Annotated in this window: 26 protein-coding genes; 14 read left to right on the forward strand and 12 right to left on the reverse strand. The window is 68.9% G+C overall.

The window, feature by feature from the left end:
* Positions 1-141 precede the first annotated feature (141 nt).
* From ACRYA2_RS12035 to ACRYA2_RS12045, 3 genes are all read left to right on the forward strand, one after another.
* Complete coding sequence (locus tag ACRYA2_RS12035; protein WP_433628200.1) at positions 142-2,031, forward strand: type II secretion system F family protein; 1,890 nt, start codon at positions 142-144, stop codon at positions 2,029-2,031.
* A gap of 66 nt (positions 2,032-2,097) precedes the next feature.
* Positions 2,098-2,379 (forward strand): DNA-directed RNA polymerase subunit L, encoded by a 282-nt coding sequence (locus tag ACRYA2_RS12040; RefSeq protein ID WP_113277420.1) that lies wholly within the window; start codon positions 2,098-2,100, stop codon positions 2,377-2,379.
* Positions 2,380-2,534: 155 nt separating this feature from the next.
* Positions 2,535-3,572, forward strand: a complete 1,038-nt coding sequence (locus ACRYA2_RS12045) for a lysylphosphatidylglycerol synthase transmembrane domain-containing protein (protein WP_433628203.1) — start codon at positions 2,535-2,537, stop codon at positions 3,570-3,572.
* A 104-nt stretch (positions 3,573-3,676) separates the two neighbouring features.
* Here the strand turns inward: ACRYA2_RS12045 and hisF are convergent, their stop codons facing one another.
* Positions 3,677-4,492 carry an imidazole glycerol phosphate synthase subunit HisF gene (gene hisF, locus ACRYA2_RS12050; protein ID WP_433628206.1) on the reverse strand — a complete coding sequence of 272 codons (816 nt, stop codon included), beginning with the start codon at positions 4,490-4,492 and terminating at the stop codon, positions 3,677-3,679.
* Between the two features lie 273 nt (positions 4,493-4,765).
* Here hisF and ACRYA2_RS12055 point away from each other — a divergent pair, with 273 nt between their 5' ends.
* Entirely contained in the window at positions 4,766-5,239 is a 474-nt protein-coding gene (locus ACRYA2_RS12055; protein WP_113277417.1) for a DUF5793 family protein, read from the forward strand.
* A gap of 153 nt (positions 5,240-5,392) precedes the next feature.
* Here the strand turns inward: ACRYA2_RS12055 and ACRYA2_RS12060 are convergent, their stop codons facing one another.
* Positions 5,393-5,524 (reverse strand): hypothetical protein, encoded by a 132-nt coding sequence (locus tag ACRYA2_RS12060; protein WP_433628210.1) that lies wholly within the window; start codon positions 5,522-5,524, stop codon positions 5,393-5,395.
* A 92-nt stretch (positions 5,525-5,616) separates the two neighbouring features.
* Between ACRYA2_RS12060 and ACRYA2_RS12065 the strand changes: the two genes are divergently transcribed.
* From ACRYA2_RS12065 to ACRYA2_RS12085, 5 genes are all read left to right on the forward strand, one after another.
* Positions 5,617-6,975, forward strand: a complete 1,359-nt coding sequence (locus ACRYA2_RS12065) for a phosphohexomutase domain-containing protein (RefSeq protein ID WP_433628213.1) — start codon at positions 5,617-5,619, stop codon at positions 6,973-6,975.
* Positions 6,976-7,067: 92 nt separating this feature from the next.
* Complete coding sequence (locus ACRYA2_RS12070; RefSeq protein ID WP_433628216.1) at positions 7,068-8,156, forward strand: BMP family lipoprotein; 1,089 nt, start codon at positions 7,068-7,070, stop codon at positions 8,154-8,156.
* Between the two features lie 145 nt (positions 8,157-8,301).
* The gene (locus tag ACRYA2_RS12075; protein WP_433628219.1) at positions 8,302-9,885 is read left to right on the forward strand and encodes an ABC transporter ATP-binding protein; all 1,584 of its coding nucleotides are present in this window, start codon (positions 8,302-8,304) and stop codon (positions 9,883-9,885) included.
* The gene (locus ACRYA2_RS12080) at positions 9,882-11,054 is read left to right on the forward strand and encodes an ABC transporter permease (protein WP_433628221.1); all 1,173 of its coding nucleotides are present in this window, start codon (positions 9,882-9,884) and stop codon (positions 11,052-11,054) included. Before ACRYA2_RS12075 ends, ACRYA2_RS12080 begins: the two co-directional genes overlap by 4 nt.
* Entirely contained in the window at positions 11,047-12,096 is a 1,050-nt protein-coding gene (locus ACRYA2_RS12085; protein ID WP_433628223.1) for an ABC transporter permease, read from the forward strand. The genes ACRYA2_RS12080 and ACRYA2_RS12085 overlap by 8 nt, the downstream gene beginning before the upstream one ends.
* Here ACRYA2_RS12085 and ACRYA2_RS12090 read toward each other — a convergent pair.
* From ACRYA2_RS12090 to ACRYA2_RS12100, 3 genes are all read right to left on the reverse strand, one after another.
* Positions 12,075-12,872, reverse strand: coding sequence for a hypothetical protein (locus ACRYA2_RS12090; RefSeq protein ID WP_433628226.1), 798 nt, complete (start codon positions 12,870-12,872; stop codon positions 12,075-12,077). The genes ACRYA2_RS12085 and ACRYA2_RS12090 overlap by 22 nt on opposite strands.
* Before the next feature lie 106 nt (positions 12,873-12,978).
* Positions 12,979-13,731 carry an ABC transporter permease gene (locus ACRYA2_RS12095; protein ID WP_433628229.1) on the reverse strand — a complete coding sequence of 251 codons (753 nt, stop codon included), beginning with the start codon at positions 13,729-13,731 and terminating at the stop codon, positions 12,979-12,981.
* Positions 13,728-14,666 (reverse strand): ABC transporter ATP-binding protein, encoded by a 939-nt coding sequence (locus ACRYA2_RS12100; RefSeq protein ID WP_433628231.1) that lies wholly within the window; start codon positions 14,664-14,666, stop codon positions 13,728-13,730. The genes ACRYA2_RS12095 and ACRYA2_RS12100 overlap by 4 nt, the downstream gene beginning before the upstream one ends.
* A 236-nt stretch (positions 14,667-14,902) precedes the next feature.
* Here ACRYA2_RS12100 and ACRYA2_RS12105 point away from each other — a divergent pair, with 236 nt between their 5' ends.
* Positions 14,903-16,060 carry a phosphotransferase gene (locus ACRYA2_RS12105; protein WP_433628233.1) on the forward strand — a complete coding sequence of 386 codons (1,158 nt, stop codon included), beginning with the start codon at positions 14,903-14,905 and terminating at the stop codon, positions 16,058-16,060.
* 24 nt (positions 16,061-16,084) lie between these two features.
* On the opposite strand, the gene ACRYA2_RS12110 is transcribed toward ACRYA2_RS12105, so the two are convergent.
* The 4 genes from ACRYA2_RS12110 to ACRYA2_RS12125 form a co-directional block, all read right to left on the reverse strand.
* The gene (locus ACRYA2_RS12110) at positions 16,085-16,747 is read right to left on the reverse strand and encodes a DUF7546 family protein (protein ID WP_433628236.1); all 663 of its coding nucleotides are present in this window, start codon (positions 16,745-16,747) and stop codon (positions 16,085-16,087) included.
* A 2-nt stretch (positions 16,748-16,749) separates the two neighbouring features.
* A complete protein-coding gene (gene cyoE, locus ACRYA2_RS12115) occupies positions 16,750-18,156 on the reverse strand; it encodes a heme o synthase (RefSeq protein ID WP_433628514.1) in 1,407 nt (468 codons plus the stop codon).
* 84 nt (positions 18,157-18,240) lie between these two features.
* Entirely contained in the window at positions 18,241-19,002 is a 762-nt protein-coding gene (coxB, locus tag ACRYA2_RS12120) for a cytochrome c oxidase subunit II (protein ID WP_433628238.1), read from the reverse strand.
* Positions 19,003-19,159: 157 nt separating this feature from the next.
* Complete coding sequence (locus tag ACRYA2_RS12125; RefSeq protein WP_433628241.1) at positions 19,160-20,050, reverse strand: cytochrome c oxidase subunit 3; 891 nt, start codon at positions 20,048-20,050, stop codon at positions 19,160-19,162.
* 178 nt (positions 20,051-20,228) lie between these two features.
* Here ACRYA2_RS12125 and ACRYA2_RS12130 point away from each other — a divergent pair, with 178 nt between their 5' ends.
* A complete protein-coding gene (locus ACRYA2_RS12130) occupies positions 20,229-20,795 on the forward strand; it encodes a J domain-containing protein (protein WP_433628244.1) in 567 nt (188 codons plus the stop codon).
* Position 20,796: 1 nt separating this feature from the next.
* On the opposite strand, the gene ACRYA2_RS12135 is transcribed toward ACRYA2_RS12130, so the two are convergent.
* Positions 20,797-21,579 (reverse strand): DUF7839 domain-containing protein, encoded by a 783-nt coding sequence (locus ACRYA2_RS12135; protein WP_433628247.1) that lies wholly within the window; start codon positions 21,577-21,579, stop codon positions 20,797-20,799.
* On the opposite strand from ACRYA2_RS12135, the gene ACRYA2_RS12140 reads away from it, so the two are divergent.
* The 3 genes from ACRYA2_RS12140 to ACRYA2_RS12150 all read left to right on the forward strand — a co-directional run bounded on the left by ACRYA2_RS12140 (position 21,578) and on the right by ACRYA2_RS12150 (position 23,753).
* Complete coding sequence (locus ACRYA2_RS12140) at positions 21,578-21,922, forward strand: hypothetical protein (protein ID WP_433628250.1); 345 nt, start codon at positions 21,578-21,580, stop codon at positions 21,920-21,922. The two genes, ACRYA2_RS12135 and ACRYA2_RS12140, sit on opposite strands and share 2 nt — an antisense overlap.
* A gap of 93 nt (positions 21,923-22,015) precedes the next feature.
* Entirely contained in the window at positions 22,016-23,143 is a 1,128-nt protein-coding gene (locus ACRYA2_RS12145; protein WP_433628253.1) for a DUF3179 domain-containing protein, read from the forward strand.
* The gene (locus tag ACRYA2_RS12150; RefSeq protein WP_433628256.1) at positions 23,136-23,753 is read left to right on the forward strand and encodes a hypothetical protein; all 618 of its coding nucleotides are present in this window, start codon (positions 23,136-23,138) and stop codon (positions 23,751-23,753) included. The genes ACRYA2_RS12145 and ACRYA2_RS12150 overlap by 8 nt, the downstream gene beginning before the upstream one ends.
* Positions 23,754-23,805: 52 nt before the next feature.
* Here the strand turns inward: ACRYA2_RS12150 and ACRYA2_RS12155 are convergent, their stop codons facing one another.
* On the reverse strand, positions 23,806-25,464 hold the full coding sequence (locus ACRYA2_RS12155) for an outer membrane protein assembly factor BamB family protein (protein WP_433628258.1): 1,659 nt from the start codon (positions 25,462-25,464) through the stop codon (positions 23,806-23,808).
* Between the two features lie 219 nt (positions 25,465-25,683).
* Positions 25,684-26,925 (reverse strand): mandelate racemase/muconate lactonizing enzyme family protein, encoded by a 1,242-nt coding sequence (locus ACRYA2_RS12160; protein ID WP_433628261.1) that lies wholly within the window; start codon positions 26,923-26,925, stop codon positions 25,684-25,686.
* Positions 26,926-26,978: the final 53 nt, after the last annotated feature.

Raw genomic sequence — 26,978 nt, forward strand, 5'->3', positions numbered from 1 at the left:
CGAACCGGGTCGTCACGCGCGTCTCACTCTCGGTGTTCGGCCGGTACGTCCGCGAGAGCGGCCGGCGGCGGGCCCGTCGACGGCGCCTGCTCCGGGCCGCGCACGTCGGCGACCTACCGGCTGTACGCTTCGAAGACGTGGGTGTACGCTGGACTCGCCGCCGTCGCCGGCAGCGTCGTCGGGGTCTACCTCGTCGGTCTCGTGCTCGCGGTCCTCTCCGTCTCGTCGGCGACGCTCCGGGAGACCCTGCCCTCGCGGCTCGGCTTCCTCGCGAACCTCCACGCCGTACCGACGCTGTCGATGTCGGAGCTGTTCGTCACCCTCCTGTTCAGCAGCGCGACGCTCGGCCTCGCCGCCGGTGGGCTCACCTACTGGCTGCGGTGGGCGACGCTGTCCCACCGCGCGGACGTCCGGGAGCGCCGGATAGACGCGAGCCTCGCGCGGACGGTCGCGTTCGTCTACGCCCTCTCCCGGAGCGGGATGGCGTTTCCGGAGATACTGCGGACGCTGGCGCGAAACCGGGCGGTGTACGGCGAGGCGGCCGAGGAGGTCGAAGTCGCGGTGAAGGCGATGGACCTGTTCGGACTGGACATGCTGACCGCCATCCAGCAGATGGCCCAGCAGTCGCCGAGCGAGAAGTTCGAGGATTTCGCCGAGAACCTCACGAGCGTTCTCCAGAGCGGCCAGAGCCTCCCCTCGTACCTCCACGACCAGTACGAGCGGTACCAGGAGGACGCGGAGGCGGAACAGGAGGCGTTCCTCGAACTGCTCGCGACGCTGGCGGAGGGGTACGTCTCGCTGTTCGTCGTCGGTCCCCTGCTACTCGTCACCCTGCTGGTCATCGTCGGCCTGATGGGCATCGCCGAGACGCTGGAGTTCCTGCACCTGATGACGTACCTGCTCGTGCCGCTGGGCAACGTCGGCTTCGTCGTCTACCTCGACAGCATCACCGAATCTCTCACCGCCGGGGGACGGGACCGCGACGTCGACGACCCGACCATCGCCGACGTCCGGCGGGCCGGCGACCCCGACGCGGCCCGGTCCGTGCTCGGCGACGGCGGCGTCGCGGCGAGCGCGTCCCGGGACGACCGGCTCGCCAACGCCGAACGACTGGCGCTGTACGACCGCTTCCGGGACCTCCGGTCGGGGCTGGAGAACCCCGTCCGGACCGTGCTCGCCGACCCGTTCGTCGTCCTGTACGCGACGGTGCCGCTGGCGGTCGTCTCGCTGGTCGTGCGCGTCGGCCCCGCCGTCGCGGCCGGCACCGCCACCCCCCGCTCCGTCGACGACGCCGTCGTCCAGGCGGCGCTGTTCGTGCTCGCGACGTTCGCCGTCGTCCAGGAACTGCGGCGACGGCGACTGATGTCCATCGAGGCGGCGGCCCCGGACCTGCTCGACCGCCTCGCCAGCGTCAACGAGGCCGGGATGACGGTCGTCGAGAGCATAGAACAGGTGGCCGACAGCGACCTCGGCGTGCTCGACGCGGAGATACGGCGAACGTGGCGCGACATCGAGTGGGGGACGGACGCCGCGACCGCGCTCTACCGCTTCGAAGACCGCATCGACAGCCCCACCGTCACGCGAATCGTCACGCTCGTGACGAACGCAATGCACGCCAGCGACGACATCGGCCGCGTGCTCCGCATCGCCGCCGACGACGCCCAGGCGACCCGGCGACTGCGCCGACAGCGCCGCCAGGAGATGCTGACCTACCTCGTCATCGTCTACCTCGCCTTCCTCGTCTTCCTGATAATCGTCGCGGCGCTGAACAGCATCCTCATCCCGGCGCTGGAGCAGGTCCCGCAGACCGAAACCGGGGGGAGCGCTTCGGCCGCGGTCCCCGGCACCGGCGGCGTCTCGTCGGTGTCCGTCGACGCTTACACCCTCGTCTTCTTCCACACTGCACTGATACAGGGGCTGTTCTCGGGCGTGGTCGCCGGGAAGATGGGCGAGGGGAGCGTCCGCGACGGCGCGAAACACGCCGCCGTTCTCGTGACCGTCGCCTACGTCGTCTTCCTGGCACTGCCGTGACTCGTCGGTGCGTTCGAAAACCTACGCTTCGCAAGATTGAAACGCGAGAGTGGCGAATCCGGGAGTATGGAACTGCGGGTCATCGACAAGACCGACACCGAACTCGAGATAGAGATCGGAGGCGAGGACCACACGTTCATGAACGTGCTGAAGGGCGCGCTCCTGGAGACCGAGAGCGTCGCGGCCGCGACCTACGACGTGAACCCCGAGCAGTCGGGCGGCCAGACCGACCCCATCCTCACGGTCAAGACGGACGGCGACGACCCCCTCGACGCGCTCGAAGCCGCCGTCGGTCGCGTCAAGGAGAAGACGTCCAACTTCCGCGACGCGTTCGCGACTGCGGCCTGATTCTCTCGCCGACGCCCGCCAGCAGACACAACAGTCAGCGGGACGTACCCTCGCAAGGCGAACGGTCGGTGTGCCGAACCGGCGACCTGCCACCAGTTATCGGCTACCAGGGTCTGCAACTACGAACCACCACTGCCGTTTCGCGCGAACGAGCCATGTCAACGACCGAGAAACGTAGCGAGGGGGTCGACCGTAGCACAGTCGCGAAGGTACTCGTCGGGTTCGCCGTCGCCGGCGCTATACTGTACCTGTTCGGGCGCGTCATCGGCTGGAGCGAACTCCAGGCCGCGCTCGCCGACGCGGACCCGAAGTGGGTCGTCGTCGCCTGTGCCTCGACGGTCGTCAGCCTCGTCTTCTGGTCGAAGGCCTGGGACGTCATCCTCTCGGTGTTCGGCATCGACATCCCGCTGCGGTCGCTCGTCGTCACCTACTTCGCGGCGACGTTCGGCGACTACGTGACGCCGTTCGGGAAGGCGGGCGGCAGCCCGTTCGTCGCGTTCGTGCTCTCGACGGACGACCGGGCGACCTACGAGGAGAGTCTGGCGGGCGTGCTGATGGCCGAACTCCTGAACCTCGTCCCCTTCTTCGCGTTCGCCGCTATCGGCGGCCTCGCGCTCGCGTTCCGGAGCGACATCACCGGCCAGGCGCGGTACCTCGTCTGGGGGCTGGCCGGGATGGCAATCCTCGTCCCGGCGCTCGTGTACGCCGGCTGGCGAAACCAGGGGTTCGTCGAGACGCTCGTCGTCACGGTCGTCTCGCCCGTCGCGGCCCGCACCTCCCGCGTCGAGGTGACCTCGATTCGCGGCCGCGTCCGGGAGTTCTTCCAGGGCGTCGAGGAGATAGCGACCCATCCGGACGCCGTCAAGCGAACGCTCCCGTACGCGTTCCTCGGCTGGCTCTTCTTCGCGCTGCCATTGTACTTCGCCGGCCTCACGTTCGGGGTTCACCTGGACCCCTTCGTCGTCTTCTTCGTCGTTCCCGCGAGCACCGTCGCCGGACTCACCCCGACCCCGGGCGGTCTCGGCGGCGTCGAGTTCGCCGTCGTGGCGCTGATCGTCGCCCTGACTGCCGGCGGAGCCGCCGTCTCCTGGGGCACTGCAGGCGTCATCGCGCTCGTCTACCGCGTCGCGAGCTACTGGTTCGTGCTCGCCGCCGGCGGACTCGCTGCGCTGTACGAGACGTATCGCGCGTGAGAGCGAAACGCCCGGTTTCAACGGAACGTTACTGCTCGTCTACATCAGACGTACGAAAAATCAAGAGTCGTTCGAAATTTTGGCTTCAGTTACCTGTCGAAGGATTACAGCCGGATGGGCAGTCCCTGCTCGTCGAGGTACTCCTTGACCTCGCGGATGGTGTACTCGTCGAAGTGGAAGATGGAGGCCGCGAGCGCGGCGTCCGCGCCCGCGTCGGTGAACACCTCGTGCATGTCCTCGGGGCCGCCACAGCCGGAGGAGGCAATGACCGGCGTCGAGACGGCGTCGCAGACCGCCTTCGTCAGTGGGATGTCGTAGCCCTCCTCGGTTCCGTCGGCGTCGATGGAGTTGACGAACAGTTCCCCCGCACCGCGGCGCTCGGCCTCCTGCGCCCACTCGACCACGTCGACGCCGGTCCCCTCGCGGCCGCCCTTGACGGTGCACTCGAACCAGCAGGACTCGCCGTCGACCTGGGCGTAGTGTTCGCCGCCCTCGCCGAAGCGGCGTTTGGCGTCGATGCTGATGACGATGCACTGGCTGCCGAACGCCGCCGCGCCTTCCGTGATGAGTTCGGGGCGCTCCAGCGCGCCGGTGTTGATGGAGACCTTGTCCGCGCCGGCCCGCAGCGTTTCCTTGATGTCCTCGCGCGTTCGGATGCCGCCGCCGACCGTCAGGGGGATGAACACCTCGTCCGCGACCGCCGAGACGGTGTCGAGCATCGTCTCCCGACCCTCGGCGCTGGCCGTGATGTCGAGGAAGACGAACTCGTCTGCCCCCGCCTCGTTGTACTCGCGGGCCATCTCCACGGGGTCGCCCGTGTGCCGCAGGTTTTCGAAGTTGACGCCCGTGTACACCGCCGCGTCGCCGTTCTCGTCCACGTCCACGTCGATGCACGGGATGATGCGCTTCGTGAGGGTCATTCGGTGACCGAACCTTGGTGACCTGTCGTCAAAAGCCGTCTGATTGGACGGACGCTTGCCGCGACGCCCGGACGTGTCGGCCCGACGCGAGGACGGTCCGTTCCGCGGTGAGTCCGACGGTGGTTCCGGACCCCGCACGCGGGGGGTCGCCGGAACCGCGAGACGACAGTTCGGTGATACGTCGTCGGCCCGGAGGACCCGGTCGGAAAAGTCTCTCGTCTCGTACCGTGGCGTTACGTTCATGACACGCGAGAACGTAGACGGTAGCACGGAATGAGGCGCGACTACTTCACACTGGACGTCGAAAACATCGATTGGGTCGACGAGGACGGTTCCCCCAGCAAGCCGACGGTAATCATCGATTTCGAGGGGCCGTCCTCGACCCTTCGCGAGCGCCTCTCCGGTCCCGACGGCGACTTGCTCACCGCTGACGAGACCGACGTCACCTTTCGTCTCCAGGAGAGCGTGGACGAACCGGACGCGACCGGAGTGGTCAGCGTCACGAACCGGACGACGGGCGATTTCATCCTCGAACTGAACGAAGAGGCCGAGGACGTCCTCAAGTTCATCCGTGCCGCCCGCACCTACGGACAGAAGACGAGCGACACCGACGGCCGCTATCACGTCGAAATCGCCATCAACGGCGACGACGAGGTCGAGTACGACAAGAGTACGTTCCTCGTCTACAACGACGAAGGGAACCTCCTCCGCCAGCACAGTCTCATCCCCAGCGGCGTCGAACTCTGAGCGGACAGCACGCTCCATCGTTCGCTCTTCTCACTTCGAGGCGTCGGCACGGAAGTTCGCGAGTCGACGTCGTCTCACCGAGGAACGTACTGTCGAGCGGTAGTTCCGACGAAATGCGGCGATTCGACGCACCACGACCGGTCGCCGTCGCTCTCAGAACAGCGGATTGATGACGCCGAACGCGATGGCGACCATGTACAGGGTGCCGACTCCGGCGAGGAAGATGATGAGGCCGATCAGGTAGTCGAACGCGCCTTGCGGTGTCGTCAGGCTTGGCAGGCTCATATCCCCGCCTACGCAGGACCGGGGCTTATCTTTTGTGAGACAGTCGGCGAAGAATCGAGGGGACCTAAGTGTCCCGGGTAGAACTCTCGAATATGGACCTCTTCGGAACCGCGGGTATCCGCGGAGACGTTGTCGAGCGAGTGACGCCCGAACTCGCACTCGCCGTCGGACGCGCCGCGGGGGAGTCGGGCGCGGAGTTCGTGCTGGCCCGGGACGGGCGCGAGACGGGAGCAGCGCTCGCCGCCGCGATGGAGGCGGGCCTGGAGAGCGCGGGGGCTGACGTCCGTCGCGCCGGGCAGCTCCCGACGCCGGCGCTCGCGTTCGCCTCGCAGGGGCGACGGGGCGTGATGCTGACCGCGAGTCACAACCCGCCGACGGACAACGGCATCAAACTGTTCGTCGACGGCGAGGAGTACGACCGCGAGGCGGAGCGCTCGGTCGAAGACCGGGTCGCGGACGACCCCGGGCCGGTCGCGTGGGACGAATGGGGCGACTGTGACCGCGAGAGCGTGCTCGACGACTACCTCGAGGCCGTCGTCGCGTACGCCCGCCGGCACGGCGCGCCGCTGGACGGCGTTCGCGTCGCGGTCGACTGCGGTAACGGGATGGCGAGCGTCGCCACGCCGCAGGTGCTCCGGGCGCTCGGCGCGAAGGTGGTCACGCTGAACGCCAACGTCGACGGCCACTTCCCCGGCCGTGAGAGCAAACCGACCCCAGAGACGCTGACCGACCTGCAGGAGTTCACCCGGAGCGGCGACTTCGCGTTCGGACTCGCACACGACGGCGACGCCGACCGCATCGTACTGGTGGACGGCGACGGCGCTATCGTCCACGAGGACACGGTCGTCGCGATTCTCTCGGAACACTACGTGGCGGCCAGCGACGCGGACGACCCCGTGGTGGTGACCACGCCGAACGCCTCCGCGCGCATCGACGAGCGCGTCCGCGCGGCCGGCGGGCGAGTCGAGCGAGTGCGCCTCGGCGCGCTCCACGAGGGTATCGCTTCGGCGCGGAACGCGGGGGGCGAGGACACGGACGTCGTCTTCGCGGCGGAACCGTGGAAGCACGTCCACACGCAGTTCGGCGGCTGGATAGACGGCGTCGCGAGCGCGGCGGTACTCGCGCGCCTGGTCGCGGCGGCCGACGGCGTCGCGTCGCTCCGGGAAGCGGTGAGCGAACGCCCCTACCGGAAGGTGAGCGTCCCCTGTCCGGACGACGCGAAGACGGCGGCCATGGCACGACTGGAGACGGCGATTCCCGAGACGTTCCCGGACGCGTCGGCCGACACCGAGTACGGCGTCCGGGCGGAACGGCCGGACGGTTCGTGGGTGCTCGTCCGACCGAGCGGGACCGAACCCTACGTCCGCATCTACGCCGAGAGCGACGACGTGGACGCCCTCGTCGCGAAAACGAGGGACGCCGTCGACGCCGCGATATCGGAGGTTCGATAGATGCGGCCCGCCAGGTCGAATGTCCGCATTTTCGATGTTCTGGACGCGAAGCGGAGCGTTTATCAGGAACAATCGAACTGAATAACGAACAGATGACGGACGTTGACAAACAGAGGCGGCGACTGGTGAAAACGGGCGGCGCACTGGCCATCGGCGGTCTCGCGGGCTGCCTCAGCAGCCCCGGCGGGGGCGGCGGGAACGGCGGCGGCGGTAGTGACAAGACGAACGTCGGGATGGTGTACGCCCTCGGCGGCAAGGGCGACGACTCGTTCAACGAGATGGCGTTCAACGGCGTCAAGAAGGCCAAAGAGGAGATGAGCGTCGCCTACGACGAGGTCGAACCGGGCGGAGCGAGCGAGTTCCAGGCGCTCCAGCGAAAGTTCGCGTCGTCGAAGGACCCCAAGTACGACCTCGTCTGCTGCATCGGGTTCGTACAGACGGACGCGCTGAAGAAGACGTCGAAGAACTTCTCGAAGCAGAACTTCATGCTGGTCGACGGCGAGGTCAAGCGGGACAACGTCTCCAGCTACGTGTTCAAGGAACACGAGGGGTCGTTCCAGGTCGGCCACCTGGCCGGCCTGCTCACGACCACCGACTTCAGCAAGGGCGGCGGTTCGACGAACGGCGACAAGATGGTCGGCTTCGTCGGCGGGAAGAAGAACCCGCTCATCAAGAAGTTCGAGGCCGGTTTCAAGGCCGGCGCGAAGCACGCCGACGACGGCATCTCGGTCAAGTCGGCGTACGCCGGCTCCTGGAGCGACGTACAGCGCGGCAAGGAGATAGCGCTCTCGATGTACAACGAGGGTGCGGACATCGTCTACCACGCCGCCGGCGGGACCGGCAACGGCGTGTTCAAGGCGGCCAAGCAGGAGAGTCGCTACGCCATCGGCGTCGACTCCGACCAGTCCCAGAGCGCCAGCTCCTACGCGAACTGGATCGTCGCCAGCATGGTCAAACACGTGGACACGGCCGTGTACAAATCGGTCAAGCGGGTCGCCAACGACAACTTCGATGGCGGGACGACGCACGCCCTCGGCCTGGAGAAGAACGGCGTCGAGGCCGTCATCGGACAGAAGTACACCGGCGAGATTCCGAAACAGATTAACTCGAAACTGAAGAAGTCGAAGCAGGCCATCATCGACGGCGACATCTCGGTCCCGACGGACCCGAAGAACGTCTGACAAGCGATTCCGACGCGGACTCGCGGTCGGCAGTGCGACCATCGTCGGCACGCGTCGCCCCTGCCACTGACTCGCCGACGCCGGGAGACGGCGGCCGAGTCGGGCGCGCTGCGCCGACCGGCGAGGACCGCGTCGTCCTGATCCAATGAACACTCCTACCGTACATCTAGACGGAATCACGAAGCGGTTCCCCGGAGTCGTCGCCAACGATGACGTCGACCTCGTCGTCGAACGCGGTACCGTCCACGCACTGCTCGGCGAGAACGGCGCGGGGAAGACCACCCTGATGAACGTCCTCTACGGGCTCTACCGGCCCACCGAGGGGACGGTCCGGGTGGACGGCGAACCGCGCACGTTCGAATCGCCCCGGGACGCCATCGACGCCGGCATCGGAATGATTCACCAGCACTTCATGCTCGTGGACACGATGACCGTCGCGGAGAACATCGTCCTCGGCAACGAACCACGGAAGTGGGGCGGGCTGGCGGTCGACCACGACCGCGCCCGCGAGCAGGTCGTCGAACTGAGCGAGCGCTACGGCTTCGACGTGTCTCCCGACGCCAAGGTCGAGGACGTCGGCGTCGGCGTTCAGCAGCGCGTCGAGATACTGAAGGCGCTGTACCGCGGCGCAGACGTACTGATTCTCGACGAACCGACGGCGGTGCTCACGCCCCAGGAGGTCGAGGACCTGTTCGCCGTCCTCGAGGAACTGACCGACCAGGGCAAGACGATAATCTTCATCACCCACAAGCTCGGCGAGGCGATGCACGCGGCCGACGAGATAACCGTCCTCCGGGACGGCGAGAACGTCGGCAGCGTGGCCGCCGCCGAGGCGACCCGGGAGAACCTCGCCGAACTGATGGTCGGTCGCGAGGTCATCCTCGAAGCGGACAAAGAGGAGCGCACGCCCGGCGACGTCGTCCTCTCCGTCGAGGACCTCACCGTCACCGACGAGACGGGACACGAGCGCGTCTCGGACGTGAGCTTCGACGTTCGCGAGGGCGAAGTGTTCGGCATCGCGGGCGTGGACGGCAACGGCCAGACCGAACTGGTCGAGGCCATCACCGGGATGCAGTCGCCGGACGGGGGGCGCGTCGTCTTCGACGGGGAGGACGTTACCGCCCGCTCGCGCCGCGAGCACATCGAGCGCGGGATGGCGTACATCCCCGAGGACCGCCAGGACGAGGGGCTGGTCATGGAGTTCGACCTCGTCGAGAACAGCCTGCTCGGCAACCAGCACACCGAGCCGTACGCCGAAAACGACCGAATCGACTGGGAGACGACCCGCGACCACGTCGACGACCTCGTCGAGGAGTACGACGTACGTCCGCGGAACGTGGACGCCGAGGCGCACTCGCTGTCCGGCGGGAACCAGCAGAAGTTCGTCGTCGGCCGGGAGTTCCGCCGCGACCCCTCGCTGGTCGTCGCCTCCCATCCGACTCGCGGCGTGGACATCGGTAGCATCGAGTTCATCCACGACCGCCTGCTGGAACTCCGCCAGCAGGGCAAGGCCGTCCTCCTCGTCTCGTCGAAGCTCGACGAGGTCCGGACGCTCTCGGACCGTCTGGGCGTCCTCCACGGTGGGGAGGTCGCCGACGTGGTCGACCCCGAGTCGGTCACGGAGGAGCAACTGGGGATGCTGATGGCCGGCGAGGAACCCGCGTCGGTCCCCCGGATGGCCGCGCGCGCGGCCGACGGCGGTACGCCCGCCGGAGGTGAGCGCCGATGAGCGACGGATTGCGGGCGAGGGCGACGGCCGGACTGGAACGCCTGGTCGGCGCGTCGGTCCTGGAGCGACTCGCACTGAGCGTGACGGCGCTGTTCGCGTCGCTGCTGGTCGGCGCACTCCTGCTCCTGGCGTCCGGGTACGACCCGGTGTTCGTGTACTACTACCTGTTCTACGGCGCGGTCGGCACCCCGTTCAACGTCGCGCTCACGCTACAGCAGATGACGCTGCTGTTGCTCACCGGCCTGGCCGTCGCGGTGTCGTTCCGGGCCGGCCTCTTCAACATCGGTACGCAGGGCCAGCTCGTGCTCGGCGCGCTGGCGACCGCACTGACCGTGCTCGCCGTCGCGCCGCTGGTCCCGGGGGGTCTCGTCGGCGGTCTCGTTCTGATCCCGCTCGGCCTGCTCGTCGGTGCGGTCGTCGGCGGTGCGTACGGGGCGATTCCCGGCGCGCTGAAGGCGTACGCCGACGCCAACGAGGTCATCACCACCATCATGCTCAACTTCATCGCCACCGGGATAGCGTTCTACCTGGTCAACAACTACTTCCGGGTGAGTTCGACGGTCGCCACCGAGAACGTGCCCGGGTACGCGAAGCTGCAGCCGATTCTGTTCCACCCGAGTTCGAGCTTCTCGTTGCTCGTGTTCGTCGCGGTGCTCGCGCTCGCGTTCGGCGTCTACTACATGTTCAAGAACACATCCTTCGGCTACGAACTGCGGACCAGCGGGCTCCAGCCGGCGGCGGCGTCCTACGCCGGCGTCGACGCCGAGCGGATGACGGTGGCGAGCATGACGCTCTCGGGTGCCATCGGCGGACTGGCCGGTGCCGTCTACGTGCTGATGGTCGAGGGGCGGTACATCGCTCCGCCGTCACTCGGCTTCGACGGCATCACCGTCTCCATCCTCGCCGGTAACAATCCGCTCGGAGTCGTCCCGGCGGCGCTGCTGTTCGGCGTGCTGAAGAGCGGGGGGCTCACGGTCGGCTTCCAGACGGACGTCCCGCCGGAGCTCATCGGCGTGCTCCGGGGTCTCATCATCCTGTTCGTCGCCATGCCGGAGTTCTTCCGCATGCTCGGCGGCTGGGCGGGCGTCGCGGACCGCGACCCCGTCGCCACCGACGGCGGCGAACCGGACGACGTCGAGGCCGACTCGGGGGGTGGTGACGATGCGTAGAAAACACGTCCTGCTCGCCGCGTTCGCCGTGCTGGCCGTCGCCGGCGCGCTCGTCGTCGAGGCGTTCTTCCCGGCGAGTCCGACCGCGGCCGTCATCGGCGTCCTCGACGTCGGCTACTTCCAGGCGTCGCTCCGGGTCACCGTCCCGATAGCCTTCGCAGCGCTGGGGGGTATCTTCGCCGAGCGCAGCGGCGTCATCAACATCGGTCTGGAGGGGCTGCTCATCATCTCCGCGTTCACCGGCGTCGCCGTCAGCGGCTGGTCGTCCTCGCTCGCCTCGCCGGCGACGGCCGCCTGGCTCGGCTTCCTGGCGGCGGTCGCCGCGAGCACGCTGCTCGCGCTCCTGTTCGCGGTCGTCACCATCGACCTGAAAGCCGACCAGGTCATCGCGGGGCTGGCGGTGTGGCTCATCGCGCTCGGGTTCGCGCCGTTCGCCACCCGGGTCCTCTGGGGGAGCACCACCAGCAGCACGGTGCCGACGCTGTCGAACTGGGTCGTCCCCGGACTCGCCGAGATTCCGGTGGTCGGTCCAGTGTTCTTCAACGCCAACCCGACGGTGTACATGCTCCTGGTGGCCGTCCCGCTCTCGTGGTACGTCCTCCGGAACACACCGTTCGGCCGGTGGGTCCGCGCCAGCGGCGAGAACCCGCGGGCGCTCGACACCGCCGGCGTGGACGTGCGCAAGGTGCGCTACGCGAGCGTCCTGCTGTCGGGCGTCCTCGCCGGCATCGGCGGCGCCGGACTGTCGCTGTCGCTCGGCCAGTTCATCGGTAGCGGCGCGACGATGGTCGACGGACGCGGGTGGATCGGCATCACCGCGTACCTGTTCGGGAACTACAACCCGGTGGGCGCGTTCGGCGCGTCGCTGCTCTTTGCGGCGCTCTCGGCGCTGGAGATACGGCTCCAGACGCTCGGGTTCTCCATCTCCCAGACCCTGATTCGCCTCGTGCCGTACGTCATCGTCATCGTCGTCCTCGCGCTGGTCGGCCGCACCCGCACTCCGGACGCGGCCGGCGACCACTACGAGTCCGGCGAGGAGTAATCGAGGTAGCGACCGAGCGTCGACGTCACCGCTTCTTCGTCTTCGATGTCCGCCCGGTCGAACTCCTGCCGTCCAAGGTACCACTCCGACCGGTGCAGGACGAGTGCCTCGTCGGTGAGTTCGGCCCCGTCGAACGACTCCCAGTCGAGTTTCCGCCCCTGCAGGACGACCCCTTCGTCGCCGAATTCGACGTCGCGCTCGCCGCTCAGCGCGGGAAGGATAGCGGACAGCGATCCGGAGAGGGTGACGAACACCGTCGTCGAGTCCGGCGATGAGTCGGTCCAGAGGTGGACAGCGACGAAGACGAGCATCGTGACGGACAGCGGCACCAGCGAGACGCCGACCAGGAGTCGGCGACGCCGCGGAGACGGGCGCGCGGAGAACTCGACGAGCGTCGTCACCGCCTCGCGCTCGCGGCGACGCAGGCACTCGTGGGCGACGAGGCTCGTCAGAAACCCCGGCAGGACGGCGGCCACACCGGCCGCGGCGGGGTGGAGGACGAACGCCACCGGGTCGAGTCCGGACGGTCGCGTGACGAGCGGCCAGACGTACGCCACCGGAACGACGACGAGCACGGCACCGGCCCGGAGGCGACCAAGGCTCGCGGCGAGGTCCGACGCCGCGTCCGCGACGACGTACCCGACCGCCGCACCGACGAGACAGCCCGTCGCGAACAGCGGCCAGCGCGGCCCCTCGACCGCGAGCGGGACGAGCGGCCCGACCAGGAGAGCCGTGTACCCGACTACCAGTGCGTCGAGGTGACGCTCGCTCGACATGGACGGAGATGTAACCAGACGGACGAAAAGGGTTGCGGACTGCGACCCCGTCTGGCCGACCGTTTCCGTGTGACAGCGGGGGAGACGGGCGACGGAGTACGGACGACTAGTCGGTGCGGGGGATGGCGTACGCGCCGGCGACGAAGAAGGCCACCGCGAGCACCGCGAGCACGAGCAGGTCCGCGCCCGCTCCCGTGCCGGCGTACGTCACGTCTCGGACGCCGCGCGCGAAGTAGGTCAGCGGCGAGAGGTTCACCGCGGGCCGGAACCACGCCGGCAGCATCGACGGCGGGACGAACGTCTCCGAGAGGAAGAGCAGCGGGAGCGCGACGCCGTTGCTCGCGGCGACGACGCCGTCCTGCGAGTCGGCGAGACTGCCGAGCAGCGCGCCGAAGCCGCAGAACAGCGCCACGGCCACCGCGACGAAGACGGCGACCGTCGGGAGCGCGGCGAGGGCGACGTCCGCGGGGGTGAGCACCGCGACCAGTCCGAGGATGATGAGTCCCGCCAGACCGATGATGACCACGTTGACGAGCGCGTGCGCCAGCAGCCACTCCGCGCGGCTCAGCGGCGTCGTCGCCAGCTTCTCGAATCGGTTGGACTCGCGGTGACGGGCGACGGTGTGGCCGACGCGCGACAGCGGCGTGAACAACACGACGACGGCGAGGTAGCCCGGGACGTAGTAGCCCGCCGGCTTCGAGAAGAGGCCGCCGCCCCCGCCGCCCGTCCGGACGAGCACGCCGAAGATGAGGATGAGGATGACGGGGAAGAAGAACGTGAAGAAGACGGCCGTCCGGCGGCGGACGAACGACCGCCACGCCGCGCCGCCCTCGGCGACGACGCGCCCGACGGTCGTCATCGGTCGCCTCCCGCCGGAACCGGTCGGCCGGCCGTCGGCGTCGCGTCCGGCCCCAGCAACTCGCCCGTCAGCCGCAGGTAGACGTCTTCGAGGTCCGGTTCGGTCCACGTCAGCGCCTCGTAGGTCACCCCGCGGTCGTTCAGCAGTCCGACCACGTCGCCAATCTCGGCGGGGCCGACGCCGTCGAAGACGAGGCCGGCGTCGGTCGCCTCGACGGTGAACCGGTCGTCGACAGCGGACGGGGCGGCGTCGGTCTCGACGACGAGGCGGCTCCGACCGCCGTGTTCGGCGACCAGCGCCTCGGGGGAGCCGACGGCCACGAGGTCGCCGTCGGCGAGCAGGCCCACGCGGTCGGCGAGGCGTTCGGCCTCCGCCATGGAGTGGGTGGTCAGGAAGACGGTCGTCCCGCTCTCGGCCAGTTCGTCGACGAGCGACCAGAGCGAGCGTCGCCCGGCCGGGTCGATGCCGGTCGTCGGTTCGTCGAGAAAGAGCACGTCGGGGTCGTTGACGAGCGTCGCGCCGACGCAGACCCGGCGCTGCTGGCCGCCGGAGAGCTTCTCGTACCACGTGCCGGCGGTGTCGGCGAGGCCGACCTCCCCCAGCACGGCGTCCACGTCGCGGGCGTCGTCGTACAGTCCGGCGTAGTAGGAGAGCAGTTCGCGCGCCGTCAGCCTGCCCGGCGGGTCGAACGACTGCGGGAGCAGGCCGACCCGCGAGCGGTCCGCCTCGGCGGGCGCGTCGCCGTGAATCCGGACGCGGCCGTCGTCGGGCGTCGTCGTCCCCGTGAGCGCCCGGACAAGCGTGGTCTTTCCCGCGCCGTTCGGCCCGATGAGCGAGAACACCTCGCCCGTGCCGACCGAGAGGGAGACGCTGTCGAGCGCCGTGACGTCGCCGTAGGACTTGCGGACCTCCTCGGCGACGAGTGCGTCTGCCATACCGGACGATTGCCGTCGTCGGCAGGTAAGGGGTTCGATTCGGCGAGGGGCCGGTCGAGAACGCCCGGCGGTCGGACCGCCGACGGCTCCCTCGCCGGTCGGACGGACGGTGCGCCGCGACGGGTCTCCAGCGGGGCTCCGCTCGTCGCTCCCCGTCGGCGGAGGGGAACGGTTGGACATCTAATAGAAATCCGGTTCGCCGAACGCCTTTCACGGCGGCCATCCACGACGAGCACGTGACCGACGAATCCCGCGCCGACGACGCCACGGACGACTCGCTGTCGGAGGACGACGCTCGACGCGCGGTCGAGGCGGTACTCCCCGAGGTGACGGTTCGCGCCGTCGAACCGGCCGACCACGGCAAGAACTCGGTCCGGTTCGTCACCGTCGCGGAGCAGGGAGGGGAGACGCGAACGGTCGTGCTGAAGGTCGGCACGCGGTTCGGCGACGACGGCTTCCGCGCGGAGCCACACCTGCTCTCGCTGGTCGCCGAGCGGACGGAGATTCCAGTCCCGGCCGTGCTCGGCAGCGACCCAGGCGAGACGGTCGGCGACCCCTTCTTCGTCACCGAGGCCGTCGACGGCCGCAACGTCGAGGCGTCGCCCGCCCGCCTCGCGCCGGGCGCGTTCGAGCGGGTCTGCTTCGAGGCCGGTCGGAACCTCGGCGACCTCCACGGAGCGGTAGCGGTCGAGGAGTTCGGGGCGCTCCGGTCCGGCGACGGCGGACTGGCGGTCGCCCGCGCGTTCGAGGACTGGCCGTCGATGTTCGGCGAGTGGGCGACGATGCAGGTCGAGCGACTCGAAGACGGCCGGTTCGCCGACCTGGTTCCGGCGCTGACGTCGTACTTCGAGGACGCCGCCGACCACCTCGCCGCGTCACCGCACTCCTTCGAACCGGTCGTCACGCACAACGACTACCGGCTCGGGAACCTCCTGCTGGACCCCGCAGCGACCGAGGGCGAGGAGTGGGACGCCGACCGACGGGATGTGACGATGGACGCGAACGGGGACGGAGACGCGACGGTGGGCGAGAGCAGGGACGCGACAGTGGGCGAGAGCGGGGACGTGACCGCCGCCGTCCTCGACTGGGAGTCGCCGGTGGCGACCACCGCCCGGTACGAACTCGCGGTCACCGAGGCCCTCCTCGTCGACTGGCCCGAACTGGACGGCGACGAGCGGGCGAGATGTCGCGGACGGCTGTACGCCGGCTACGAGACGACGAACGCGCTCGCCAGCGACGAGGGGTTCGAGGAGCGACGCCGGACGTACCGCGTACTCGCCCGAGTGCGGTTGATGCGGAACCTTCGCGAGGAGATGGCCGGTCGGCCCGAGAGAGCGGTGGACGCACGCGCCGACGAGCACCGGTCCTTCCTGGACGGCGTCGGCGTGACGTAGTCGGCGTCGGTAGTCCCGCTGGCGTCACCGCACCGTCGGCCGCCAGTACAGGAGGGCGATGGTGACGACGAACACGGCGGTCGAGATGTCGTAGGACCCGGACGCGACGGTCGCCGCCAGTCCCGACCCCGCGCCGGCGACGCCGGTCATCAGGGTGGCGACGACCGGCCACGCACAGCTCACGCAGGAGAACAGTCCGAGGACGCCCGAGAGGGCCGAACTCGCGGCGTCCAGCACGGTCGCGTAGACGAGATACGCCAGCCCGAGGTAGCCGACGACCTTGAACGGGAGCAGCGAGAGGCGGAGCCACTCGCCGTGGTACAGCAGCGCCGGCCCCCAGCCCGGGGGCAGCCACGCGACGCTCGCACCGCCGGCCGGTATCCCGGCCATGTCCATGCCGGGGCCGTACAGCCCGCCGAAGTACCCGACGACGAGGAAGTAGGCGACGCCGACCGCCGCCGCGAGGTAGCGCTGGCGGTCGGTCTCGGCGACCGGCTTCGTCTTCAGGGCGGCGTAACCGGCGACGTTCATCCAGACGAACGGGTAGAGCAGGTAGCGTATCTCGCCCCCGGTGCGGTTCGACATTACCAGGTAGAGCGCGAGTAGCAGGAACTCGGCGTTCAACACCGCTACTCCCACCGCAAGCGACGTGCCGTTCGGTCTGAAGCGAGCTATCTTCGTGCTCATGGTCAGAGTGCGATGGCGTCGACGACGACGGCGAGCAGGACCGCACCGAGATAGGCGTTGGAGGCGTGGAACGAGCGGAACGCCGCCGCCCGGTCGCGTTCACGGTGGAGGCGGACGACCGTCCAGAGGAAGACCGCGCCGAACGCGACGCTCGTCGCCGCGTACAGCCAGCCGAGGTTCGTCACGGCGACGAGCACGCTCGACGCCAGCAGCGTCGCACCCAGGTACAGCAGGACGTGCTTCCGGGTTTCGGCCTCGCCCCGCACGACGGGCATCATCGGGAAGCCCCCGCGGGCGTAGTCGTCCTTGTACGCCAGCGCGAGGTTGTAGAAGTGGGCGGGCGTCCAGAGGAAGATGACGCCGGCGAGCACCAGTGCCGGCAGTCCCACGCCGTCCGTGACCGCGGCCCAGCCGATGAGTGCGGGCAGCGACCCGGCGAACCCGCCGATGACCGTGTTCTGGACCGTGTTCGGCTTCAACAGCAGCGTGTAGACCACGCTGTAGAAGACGATGGCGGTCAGTCCGAGCGCGGCGACGAGCAGGTTCACCGAGAGGAAGACCGTGAGCGAGAGCGCGGCCAGCAGCAGACCGAACGCCACCGCGTTCCGAATCGGAATCTGGTCGGTGGCGGCGGGGCGGTCGGCGGTCCGGTTCATCTTCTTGTCCTTGTCGCGTTCGAGGACGTGGTTGAACGTCCCGCTCGCCCCGATGGAGAGGACGCCGCCGGTCAGCGTGGCGACGACAGTCCCGACGCGCAGGTTCGGCCCCGCCGCCAGCGCCATACCGGCGGAGGCGACGAGACAGAGCAGCCACATCAGCCGCGGTTTCATCAGACGGAAGTAGGCGAAGCCGGTCCGTTTCGCGCGTTCGGCGAGGCCATCGGGCGCGGAGCGGACGGGCGGCGAATCGGTCGGCCCGTCCGGGTCGACGACGCCCATCTCGACCGGACCGTCCTTGGTCTCCGGTTCGAGCGTCCACGCGAGCGCGAGCACGACGCCGACGAAGATGGCCATCCCCGCGGCGAGGTGGACGCCGGCGAACCACGCGGGCGTCGTCGTCGTCGCCGCGAGCGCGCCGAGGACGACCTGCGCCGGGTAGAGGACCGCGGCGAACGCGAGCGCCTCGCGCACGCGACGCCGGACGTCGCGCCGCAACGAGAGAACCGCGGTCCCGGTGAGCAACAGTCCCACCGCGAGCGCGACGACGCGGTGACCCCACGCAACCGCCAGTTGCGGGTCGTCCAAGGGGACGACCCACTTTCCGTTGCACGCCGGCCACGTCGGACACGCGGTCGCGGCGTTCGTCAGCGCCGTAGTCGCACCGACGACCACCAGCAGGTAGACGCCGACCGCTGTCGCCGCGAGCGCGCGCTCGAAACCGGTCGATGAACTGTCGGATGACACCGTTATCGGTACTTTCGACCCGCGGCACTTAGACCAACCGCTTCCGGGCGAGCGTCGGTCCGAAAAGGAAGTCGAGAGGAAGCGACCGCGTCAGGCAGACGCCGTCGAGTTGTTCGAACTACTGTTGCCGCCGGCGCTACCGCCGCCGTTCTCCTTCAGGAACTGCTGGTACTCCTGCTGTGAGACGACCTTGATCTCGCTCAGCATCGCGGAGTGGCCGGAGCCGCAGTACTCCGCACAGTAGACCTGGTAGGTCCCCTCCTCGTTTATCTTCGTCTTGATGGTGTTGTGCTGATTTGGAAGGGCGTCCTGTTTCAGCCCGAGTTCGGGGACGTGGAACGCGTGTATCCAGTCGGTCGACGTGACGTTGAAGTATATGTTCGTGTTCGCCGGCACGACGACGTTCGTGGTGCGGTTCGTGATGTTCTGGTCGGAGTAGGTGTACTTCCAGTTGTAGCGCTGGCCGATGACCTCGATTTCGACGGCGTCGTCGGACATGCTCTCCACGTCCTGCTGCGTCGTCGTGACGTACGGGTCTGCCATCACGCCGTACGACGCGTAGCCGACGAACAGCAGGACGATGGCCGTGGCCACGGTCCAGGTAATCTCGAGCCGCCGGTTCTCCTTCGTCGGGAGCGGATCCTCGTTGTTCCGGTACTTCCACACCGTGTAGATGAGGATACCCTCGACGAGCACCGTGATGGGGATCGCCGCGTACAGAAGCTGGGTGTTCAGCGTCCGAATCAGGTCCTCGGTCGCCGAGTCGTACCCCTGCGCGAGCGCGGGGTCGACGGCGAGCGCGAGCAGCGCTGCACCCAGTAGCGCGACGAACGCTGGCCGCTTGGAATCCATGCTACCTAGCCGTTAGGAAGTAGCCCATAAATATGTGCTGTCTTGTCCCGCGACCCCCGTCTCGGAAGTCGAAAACGGCGTCGAGCGGACCGCTATCGGAGAGGTGGGCGAGCGCGAGGCTGGTCGACGGCGAGAGCGCGAGAAAGGAGACGGCGAATCAGGCGTGCAGTTCCGCGCCGGCGTACAGCACGACGACGAGGAATATCCAGACGGCGTCCACGAAGTGCCAGTACATCGAGACGGTCGTCACGGAGACGTGCCGATCGGCGGAGTACTGCCCGTACAGCGCACGGATGAAGACGATTCCGATGAGCACCGCGCCGAGACTGACGTGCAGACCGTGCAGGCCGGTCAGCCCGAAGAAGGCGCTGTTGTACACGCCGCCGGTGAACGTGAAGCCGTGGTGGACGATGAACTCGTAGTACTCGAGCACCTGCCCGCCGATGAATATCAGGCCGAGCAGGAGCGTCGCTGCGATCCCGGCGATGAAGCGCTGGTGGTTGTCCTTCCGGAGTTCGACGTGCGCCCAGTGGAGCGTCCCACTGCTGATGACCAGGATGATGGTGTTGATGAGCACGAGCGACCCCAGCATCTCCGAGATACCGCCCATCGGCAGCAGTTCGGGCAGTTCGTCGCCCACCGGGGGCCACGTGTTCGTCCGGATGAAGAAGTAGTAGACGAACCCTGCACCGAACGTCGCTATCTCGGACCCGAGGAACGTGACCATCCCCCAGCGGAGCGCGTTCGCGCTACTCTCGTTGGGGTCGCGCGACCAGAAGTGTTTGACGAAGGCGTGGTACACCCAGCCGTACAGCCCGACGAGGAAGACGAGGGCGCTGGCGATGAACACCGAGGGCCCGATCATCGGTCCGACGAGCGGCTGGTCGCCCTGGGCGAGCACGTACAGCGCGGCACCGACGTAGAATCCGGCTGCGCCGAACGCGGTGATGAACGGCCACCACGACGCCTCGCCGAAACCCCTCGGCCAGTCTTCGACGGCCGGCAGGTGATGGCCGTGCTCCTCGTTCGAGTCGTCCGCTACTGTCATACCCGGACGTTACTGTCCGACCACTAAAAATGCACCCAAAAGCCTCCGGGGCCACCCCCGGGGACATCCGTCGGCGCGCCGACCCTGTGGACGGCGTCCGTCGTGGGCGAGCGGGCGCTCAGTGCCCGTTCGCCGTCCCGGCGGGAGTTTGATAATCGTGGGACACTTACGGCACATCATGGCCGACTGGCTGGTCCTCGGCCTCTTGCTGTCCGTCGCGACGGCGGTCGTCATCGCCGGCATCTTCCTCGTCGGCGCTCGCCTGTTTCCGACCCCGGAGGCGAGCAAGGCGTCCTACGTCCTTGGCGAGAGCAAGCGGCGCGTCGAGATTCGCCAGTACCTCCGGAGCATCGGCGAGGAGTTCGCAGAGGACCACTTCGTCGAGGGGCAACACGTCGCCTTCTACCTGCCCGAGCGCGACGTGGCGATAACCTTCGACGCGAGGGCGTTCTTCCGCATCGAGAAGTCGCCGACGTACGGCGTCCTCGTCGAACACGAGATGCCGGGCATCCACCTCGGCGACCGCCTCCCGTTCGAGACGCCGGAGCTCGACGACGGCGAGGACGTCGACACGACCCAGGCCGCGTTCGCCATCCTCGGACTGTCGACGGGCGCGACCCTCTCGGACGTGAAATCGGCGTACCGCGACCGGGTCAAGGACGTCCATCCGGACCACGGCGGGAGCCGGGAGGAGTTCCAGCGGGTCCGCGAGGCCTACACCACGGCGAAAAAGCACGCGAACTAGTTCAGCTCACGTCGGCGACCTCGTAGGCGACGCCGGCCTCGCGGAGCGCGTCGGTCACCCGACCGACGCTGTCGGCGGTGGCGACGACGACCGCGTCCAGTCCGCGCGTCGCGGCGTCGGCGGCCACCTCGCCGGTCGCGAACGTGGTGTCCGGTTCGACGTTCGCCGAGCGGAGCGCGACGACCGCCTCGACGCCCGTGGCGGCGAGCACCGCTGCGTCCCGTGCGGCGTCACCGAGGGCGTCCACGTCGACGGCGCGACTCCCGCCGGAGCGGACGGGCGGTACCTGGTAGACGGTCACCGAACCGGGGTCGAGGTCGATGATGCCCTCGAAGCCGGTGACGCCGACGTCCTCGCCTTCGTCCGCGTCGGTCGTAGCGACCCCGGTCGCGGGGCCGTCGCCCTCGGGCGAGGCGTGCAACAGTCCGTCCCGGACGGTGAGGATTACCTCCTCGCCCTCCTCGACGTCGGCGGTCGCTATCGCGGCGTCCTCGCCGACGCTTCCGAGGATGTCCTCGGTGATGCGGTCGGCGAACCGCCGGACGTCGGTCGCCTCCCGGAGCAGCCAGTCGACGCCCTCCTTGGTGACGCTGTAGCGCGAACGACCCTCTTTCTCGACGAGGCCGTCGTCGACGAGCCCACGGATGTACTCGCTGACGGCCTGGCTCGTGACGCCGACGGCGTCCGCTATCTCGCCCTGGCTCACCGCCGGCTGGCGGTCGGCTATCTCGGCGAGGATGCGAAAGCGGGTCGCGGCGCGTTTGTCCTCCAGCACGTCGGCCATGTGGGGACCGTCGGCGGGCGGTGTAAAAATTCCAGCGGTGCGCGTCTTCGAGCGCGACGTCGCGACGGTTACGCGTCGGCGGTCCGCGGCGGACGGTGAGGGGGCCACCATTGCCAAGTGCGAGTGCGAACAAGTCCGCCCCATGGCCGAAGACGACCGCGATCGAGAACGGGAGATGCAGAGCGAGCGCGAACAGGAGGTCGAGGAGGAACTCGAACGGGTCGACGAGGAGATGGACTCCGCGGAACTCGAACAGTCCGACGCCGCGGGGCTGCCCGAGGACGAGGAGTCGACCGAGCGCGTCGACGAGCGCCACGTCGACGAGGACACCGACAGCGCGTAAGCGACGGTCTGATTCTCCCGCGGTGCCGTCCGGTCGTGCATCTCGCGTGCACGCCCGTGGAATCGTTATCCACGCTGGAGACCTATCGGAGGTATGCAGCGCTGTTCACGACGCTCGTTTCTGGCGGCGTCGGCCGTCGGAGGGATGGCGGCGACGGCCGGCTGTCTCGGCGGCAGCGTCCGCGGGGGGCAGGACGGCGACGGCACGACGACGACCGAGACGACCACCGGGTCGCCCTCGGAGTCCGCGACCGCGTCCGACGGGGAACCGCCGCTCGCCGACGCCGCGCTGACGGTCCAGTACCCGTTCGAACGACTCCGGTCCGGGGTCGTCTCCGGCGGCCCGCCGAAGGACGGCATCCCGTCCATCGACGAACCGACGTTCACGGACGCGAGCGCCGCGAACGACCGACTCGACGACGGCGACGTCGTGTTCGGGGTCGTCCGCGGGAGCGACGCGAAAGCCTACCCGCAGAACGTGCTCGTCTGGCACGAGATCTGCAACGACACGCTGGACGGCACGCCGGTCAGCGTCACCTACTGCCCGTTGACGGGGACGGCGATGGGGTTCGACCGCGGCGCGACGACGTTCGGCGTCTCCGGCGACCTGCTCAACGACAACCTCGTGATGTACGACCGGGCGACCGACAGTCGGTGGCCCCAGATGCTCGCCACCGCCATAGAGGGGCAGTTCGCCGAACGCTCGCTCCGCGAGTTCCGCCTCGTCTGGACGACGTGGGGTCGCTGGCGCGACGCCCACCCCGACACCCGGGTGCTCTCGGAGGAGACCGGGTACGTCCGCGACTACGACGACGACCCCTACGGCTCGTACAATCCGAGAGACGGCTACTACGCCGGCGGCGACCCGCTGTTCCCGCCGCTCCGAACTGACGACCGCCTGGACGGCAAGGCGGTCGTCGTCGGGACGCGGTCGTCCGAGGGGGCCGCCGCGTTCCCGAAGGACGCGCTCCGGACGGAGAAGCTCCTCGACGGCGAACTCGCGGGCACGCCGCTGCTCGCGGCCTACGACCCCGACCTCGACACCGCGTACGTCTATCGCAACCCGGACGAGCGGTCGTTCGCGTTCCGCGACGGCGACGTCGTCGGTCCGGACGGAACTCCCAGCGCACCCGCCGACTTGCCGCTGGAGCGCCAGTACGCCTACGACGGGATGTGGTTCGCGTGGGCCGGCCTCTACCCGGAGACGTCCGTCCATGAGTGAGACGGACGGCGAGCCGACCGCCGAGGGCGCACGCCTGGGGTCGGTCGGGAGGACGGTCTCGCGGACGGCGTTCGCGGTCCGGGCCGTGCTCGCCCGGACCGACGCCCGCCTCGTACTTCTCGGGGTGACCCTGGGCTACCTGCTGGCCTACCTCTACGCCCTCGGCCACCTGACGCCGGGCGGAGACGGAGTCGAACTGCTCGTCGTGAGCGACCCCCTCTCCCGGATGGTCGAGCCGACCGGGACGCTCACCTGGGAACCCGTCGCCCGGCTCGGACTCCCGTTCGCCACGCTGCTCGTCTCGCCGCTGGACCTCCTGGTCGGCCTGGGTCTCGCGGTGCTGGTGGGGGCGAACCTCGCCGTCACCTACCTCGCCTGGCGACAGCCGAAAGCGTGCGGGCTGACGCGCTCCTCGTCCGGCGTGCTCGCCGCCGTCCCCGCCCTGCTGTCGGGTGCCGCGTGCTGCGGTCCCGTCGTGCTCGTCGTACTCGGCGTCCAGGCCTCCGGCGTCCTGCTGACGGCTTTCTCCGCCCTGGTCCCGCTCGCCGCGGTCCTCCTCGTCGCCAGCCTGTTGTGGGTCGGCCGGCAGGTCGACCCCGGCGCGGTGTAGCGGTGGTCCGACTTCGAGCACGTCGCCGGGTTCGACCGTCAGCGCGGGCGATTCAGTCCTCCGCGTCGAGGCGCGACCGGAAGTAGGCGCCGACGCCGGCCAGACCGCCGAGCGCGGACAGCACGCCGAATCCCGTCTGGCCGTCCGTGGCGGTCGTTCCGGTTCCGGAACTCGTCGAACCGGCCGCGGTCGTCGTCTGTAGTCCGTCGGTCGTCGTGGACTGCGCCGCCCCGGTCTTCGCGTTCGTGGTCGTCGCGGTCGGTTTCGACGCGGACGACGTCGAATCGGTCGCGGTCGCCGTCTCGGAGGTGGTCGCCGGCGGTTCCGTCGTGGTCCGGGAGCCGGTTGTCGTCCGGGAACCGATCGTAGTCCCCTCGGAGGTGGTCGTGGTTCCCTCGGAGGTGGTGGTCGAGGTTTCGGACGTGGTCGTGGTCGTCCCGCCGCCCCCTCCGCCGGAGCCGAGGACGTGGAAGTCGGCGTGCTCGGTGTACTCGTAGTCTATCGCCGACCCCTCCGGATACGTCGCCGCGAAGACGTTCTCGCCGACGACGACGGGGGTCGCGGCGGCGGGACCGTAGTCCTCGAACTCCCAGCTCCCGAAGACGTGCCGCCAGGTGCGCTCGCCGGAGGCCGCGTCGATGGCGACTACGGCCGCGTCGCCGGCGTCGGACTCGGGGTCCGTCCGCCCGCCGACGTAGACCGTCCCGCCCGCCATCGTCGGGCTGCTGGTGAGCTGCACGTCGGGTTCGTACGTCCACGCCGTCTCGCCCGTCGCGGCGTCGAGCGCGTGTACCGTGTCGTCGAACGTGCAGACGACCCGCCCCCCGGCGACCGCGAGCCGGTCGAACCGCCAGTAGCTCCCGGAGCCGGGCGAGTAGGACCACCGGAGCGACCCGTCGGCCGCCGACCGCGCCTGGACCTCGGTCGGCAGGTCCTGTCCGGACAGGGTACCGTACGTGGTGCCGTCGACGACCGTCTGCACCACGTCGTCGCTCCACTGGTTACCGATGTCGCCGGAGACGTTCCAGCGGCTGTTCCCGTCGGCGGCGTCCAGCGCGACCCCCGTACCGTAGTACACGGTGCCGTCGGCGTAGCAGGTGCCGCCGCCGACGCCTTCGGTCCGCCAGCGAACCTCGCCCGTCCCGGCGTCGAGCGCGCAGGCGTCGCTACCCGCTTCGCCGTACAGTCGGCCGTCGACGAACACCACATCCTCCAGTCCGAACGAGGCCGGCCGATGCCACCTCGTCTCGCCCGTTCCGGCGTCCAGCGCGAAGAATCCGGACCCGTCGGAGTCCTCGGTCCCGTGGGTGGCGACGTAGACGGCCCCGTCGCCGACCGTGAGGGTCCCCGGACGGGAGATACCCCCCTTCCGCCAGCGCTCCTCGACGGTCGCCGGGTCGTAAGCGGCGACGTACCCCTCGCTGGCCGAGGGGGTGTGCGCCGTCGTGATTCCGAGGTAGAGCGTGCCGTCGGCGACCGCCGGTTCGGCCACGCTGCCGCCAGGGTCCGTCGACCACTCGGTCCCGACGTCAGGCCCCGGACCGGCCGCGTCCGTCGCCCCGGTCCGGCCCGCGTTCCCGCGGTGCGTCGTCCAGCCGCTCGCCGAAGGACTTCCCGCGTCGTTCGTCGTCCGGGAAGCGACGGGAACGACCGCGACCGTGGTGCCGGCGACCGCCGCCGTCAGGAAATCTCGTCGACGGAGTCGAGTCATACTAAGACCCGGTTGCCGGCGTAAAATAAGAATTTTGTATGGGAAATAAACATCACCGGAGCCGGACATGTGCGAAATCGGCGCTTTCCTCGGTCGAACGGAGGGGCGACGGACTCGGTGTGGCCCCGAGTCGAACGGGACGGACGGGAGGTCCGCCGGCTCGACGCCGGCTACGGCCCGTCGAACGGCGGAAGACCCGGACCCCCGCGCTCGGCGAACTTACGCTTCGTCGAACAGCGTCTCGCCGGCGACCATCTTCTCCTCGACGACGTCCATGTCGAGCGTGATGCCGAGGCCGGGCTTCTCGGGGATCTCGATGTACCCTTCCTGGATGACGTCCTCTTCGACGAGGTCCTCCCACCAGCCGAGCTGGTAGGAGTGGAACTCGACGGCGAGGGAGTTCGGGATGGCGGTGCCGACGTGGGCGCTCGCCATCGTCGCCACGGGCGAGGAGACGTTGTGCATCGCGACGGGCGTGTAGTAGGTGTCGGCCATGTCCGCTATCTTCCGGGTCTCGCGCATGCCGCCGACCTTCGGCAGGTCGGGCGCGATGACGTCGACGGCCTGCTCCTCGATGAGGCGACGGTGGCCGTGCTTGCGGTAGACGTTCTCGCCGGCCGCGATGGGCGTCGTGGTGCTCTGGGTGACCTCGCGCTGCACGTCGTGGTTCTCCGGCGGGACGGGGTCTTCGAGCCACCAGACGTCGTACTCTTCGAGCGCGTGCGCCAAGCGCTTGGCGCTCCCGCCGGAGAACGTCCAGTGACAGTCGAAGGAGACGTCCGCGCGGTCGCCGACGCGCTCCGTGACGGCCTCGACGATGTCGACCTTGTGCTGGATTTCGGGGTTGCGGAGGTGGCGGTTCGCGCGGTCCTTCTCGTGGCCCGAGGGCACGTCGAGGTCGAACTTCAGGGCGTCGTACCCCAGTTCCTCAACGACGCGCTCGGCCTCGTCGGCGTTCGACTCGGGATTCGCCTCGTCGCCGGCGTGGCAGTCGCAGTACACGCGAACCTCGTCGCGGTACTTGCCGCCGAGAAGCTGGTAGGCCGGCACGTCCATGACCTTCCCCGCGAGGTCGTGGAGTGCTATCTCGATGCCGGAGATGGCGGTGACGGTGACGCCCTCGATGGAGCCCTCGCCGGACATCTTCTGGACGAGGTGCTCGAACAGGCGGTCGATGTCCAGCGGGTTCTCGCCGACGAGGAACGGCCGCATGCGCTGGATGAGCTCCGGAACGCCCGCGCCCCAGTAGGCTTCGCCGGTGCCGACGACACCCGCGTCGGTGTATATCCGGACGAGCGTCCACGGGAAGTTGCCGTCTATCATCGTCGTCTGGACGTCCGTTATCTCCAGGTCGCGCGGGCCGCCGCCGCGGTCGCCGGTGAGGCCCATCGTCTCGCTGGACAGATTTCGCATCGTGTACTCCGCGTTGGGGTCGTGCAACTCCGCGTAGTTACGCACCATGCTCCGGGGTACTCTGCCCGTAGTAAAAGTTCGGCCGGTATCGAACGACGGGA

Source organism: Halomicrococcus pelagicus, assembly GCF_050954125.1.

Coding starts and splice junctions, on each gene's coding strand:
- ACRYA2_RS12040 (WP_113277420.1), top strand. CDS start 2,098: ATGGAACTGCGGGTCATCGACAAGACCGACACCGAACTCGAGATAGAG.
- ACRYA2_RS12045 (WP_433628203.1), top strand. CDS start 2,535: ATGTCAACGACCGAGAAACGTAGCGAGGGGGTCGACCGTAGCACAGTC.
- hisF (WP_433628206.1), bottom strand. CDS start 4,492: ATGACCCTCACGAAGCGCATCATCCCGTGCATCGACGTGGACGTGGAC.
- ACRYA2_RS12055 (WP_113277417.1), top strand. CDS start 4,766: ATGAGGCGCGACTACTTCACACTGGACGTCGAAAACATCGATTGGGTC.
- ACRYA2_RS12060 (WP_433628210.1), bottom strand. CDS start 5,524: ATGAGCCTGCCAAGCCTGACGACACCGCAAGGCGCGTTCGACTACCTG.
- ACRYA2_RS12065 (WP_433628213.1), top strand. CDS start 5,617: ATGGACCTCTTCGGAACCGCGGGTATCCGCGGAGACGTTGTCGAGCGA.
- ACRYA2_RS12070 (WP_433628216.1), top strand. CDS start 7,068: ATGACGGACGTTGACAAACAGAGGCGGCGACTGGTGAAAACGGGCGGC.
- ACRYA2_RS12075 (WP_433628219.1), top strand. CDS start 8,302: ATGAACACTCCTACCGTACATCTAGACGGAATCACGAAGCGGTTCCCC.
- ACRYA2_RS12080 (WP_433628221.1), top strand. CDS start 9,882: ATGAGCGACGGATTGCGGGCGAGGGCGACGGCCGGACTGGAACGCCTG.
- ACRYA2_RS12085 (WP_433628223.1), top strand. CDS start 11,047: ATGCGTAGAAAACACGTCCTGCTCGCCGCGTTCGCCGTGCTGGCCGTC.
- ACRYA2_RS12090 (WP_433628226.1), bottom strand. CDS start 12,872: ATGTCGAGCGAGCGTCACCTCGACGCACTGGTAGTCGGGTACACGGCT.
- ACRYA2_RS12095 (WP_433628229.1), bottom strand. CDS start 13,731: ATGACGACCGTCGGGCGCGTCGTCGCCGAGGGCGGCGCGGCGTGGCGG.
- ACRYA2_RS12100 (WP_433628231.1), bottom strand. CDS start 14,666: ATGGCAGACGCACTCGTCGCCGAGGAGGTCCGCAAGTCCTACGGCGAC.
- ACRYA2_RS12110 (WP_433628236.1), bottom strand. CDS start 16,747: ATGAGCACGAAGATAGCTCGCTTCAGACCGAACGGCACGTCGCTTGCG.
- coxB (WP_433628238.1), bottom strand. CDS start 19,002: ATGGATTCCAAGCGGCCAGCGTTCGTCGCGCTACTGGGTGCAGCGCTG.
- ACRYA2_RS12125 (WP_433628241.1), bottom strand. CDS start 20,050: ATGACAGTAGCGGACGACTCGAACGAGGAGCACGGCCATCACCTGCCG.
- ACRYA2_RS12130 (WP_433628244.1), top strand. CDS start 20,229: ATGGCCGACTGGCTGGTCCTCGGCCTCTTGCTGTCCGTCGCGACGGCG.
- ACRYA2_RS12140 (WP_433628250.1), top strand. CDS start 21,578: ATGTGGGGACCGTCGGCGGGCGGTGTAAAAATTCCAGCGGTGCGCGTC.
- ACRYA2_RS12135 (WP_433628247.1), bottom strand. CDS start 21,579: ATGGCCGACGTGCTGGAGGACAAACGCGCCGCGACCCGCTTTCGCATC.
- ACRYA2_RS12145 (WP_433628253.1), top strand. CDS start 22,016: ATGCAGCGCTGTTCACGACGCTCGTTTCTGGCGGCGTCGGCCGTCGGA.
- ACRYA2_RS12150 (WP_433628256.1), top strand. CDS start 23,136: ATGAGTGAGACGGACGGCGAGCCGACCGCCGAGGGCGCACGCCTGGGG.
- ACRYA2_RS12155 (WP_433628258.1), bottom strand. CDS start 25,464: ATGACTCGACTCCGTCGACGAGATTTCCTGACGGCGGCGGTCGCCGGC.
- ACRYA2_RS12160 (WP_433628261.1), bottom strand. CDS start 26,925: ATGGTGCGTAACTACGCGGAGTTGCACGACCCCAACGCGGAGTACACG.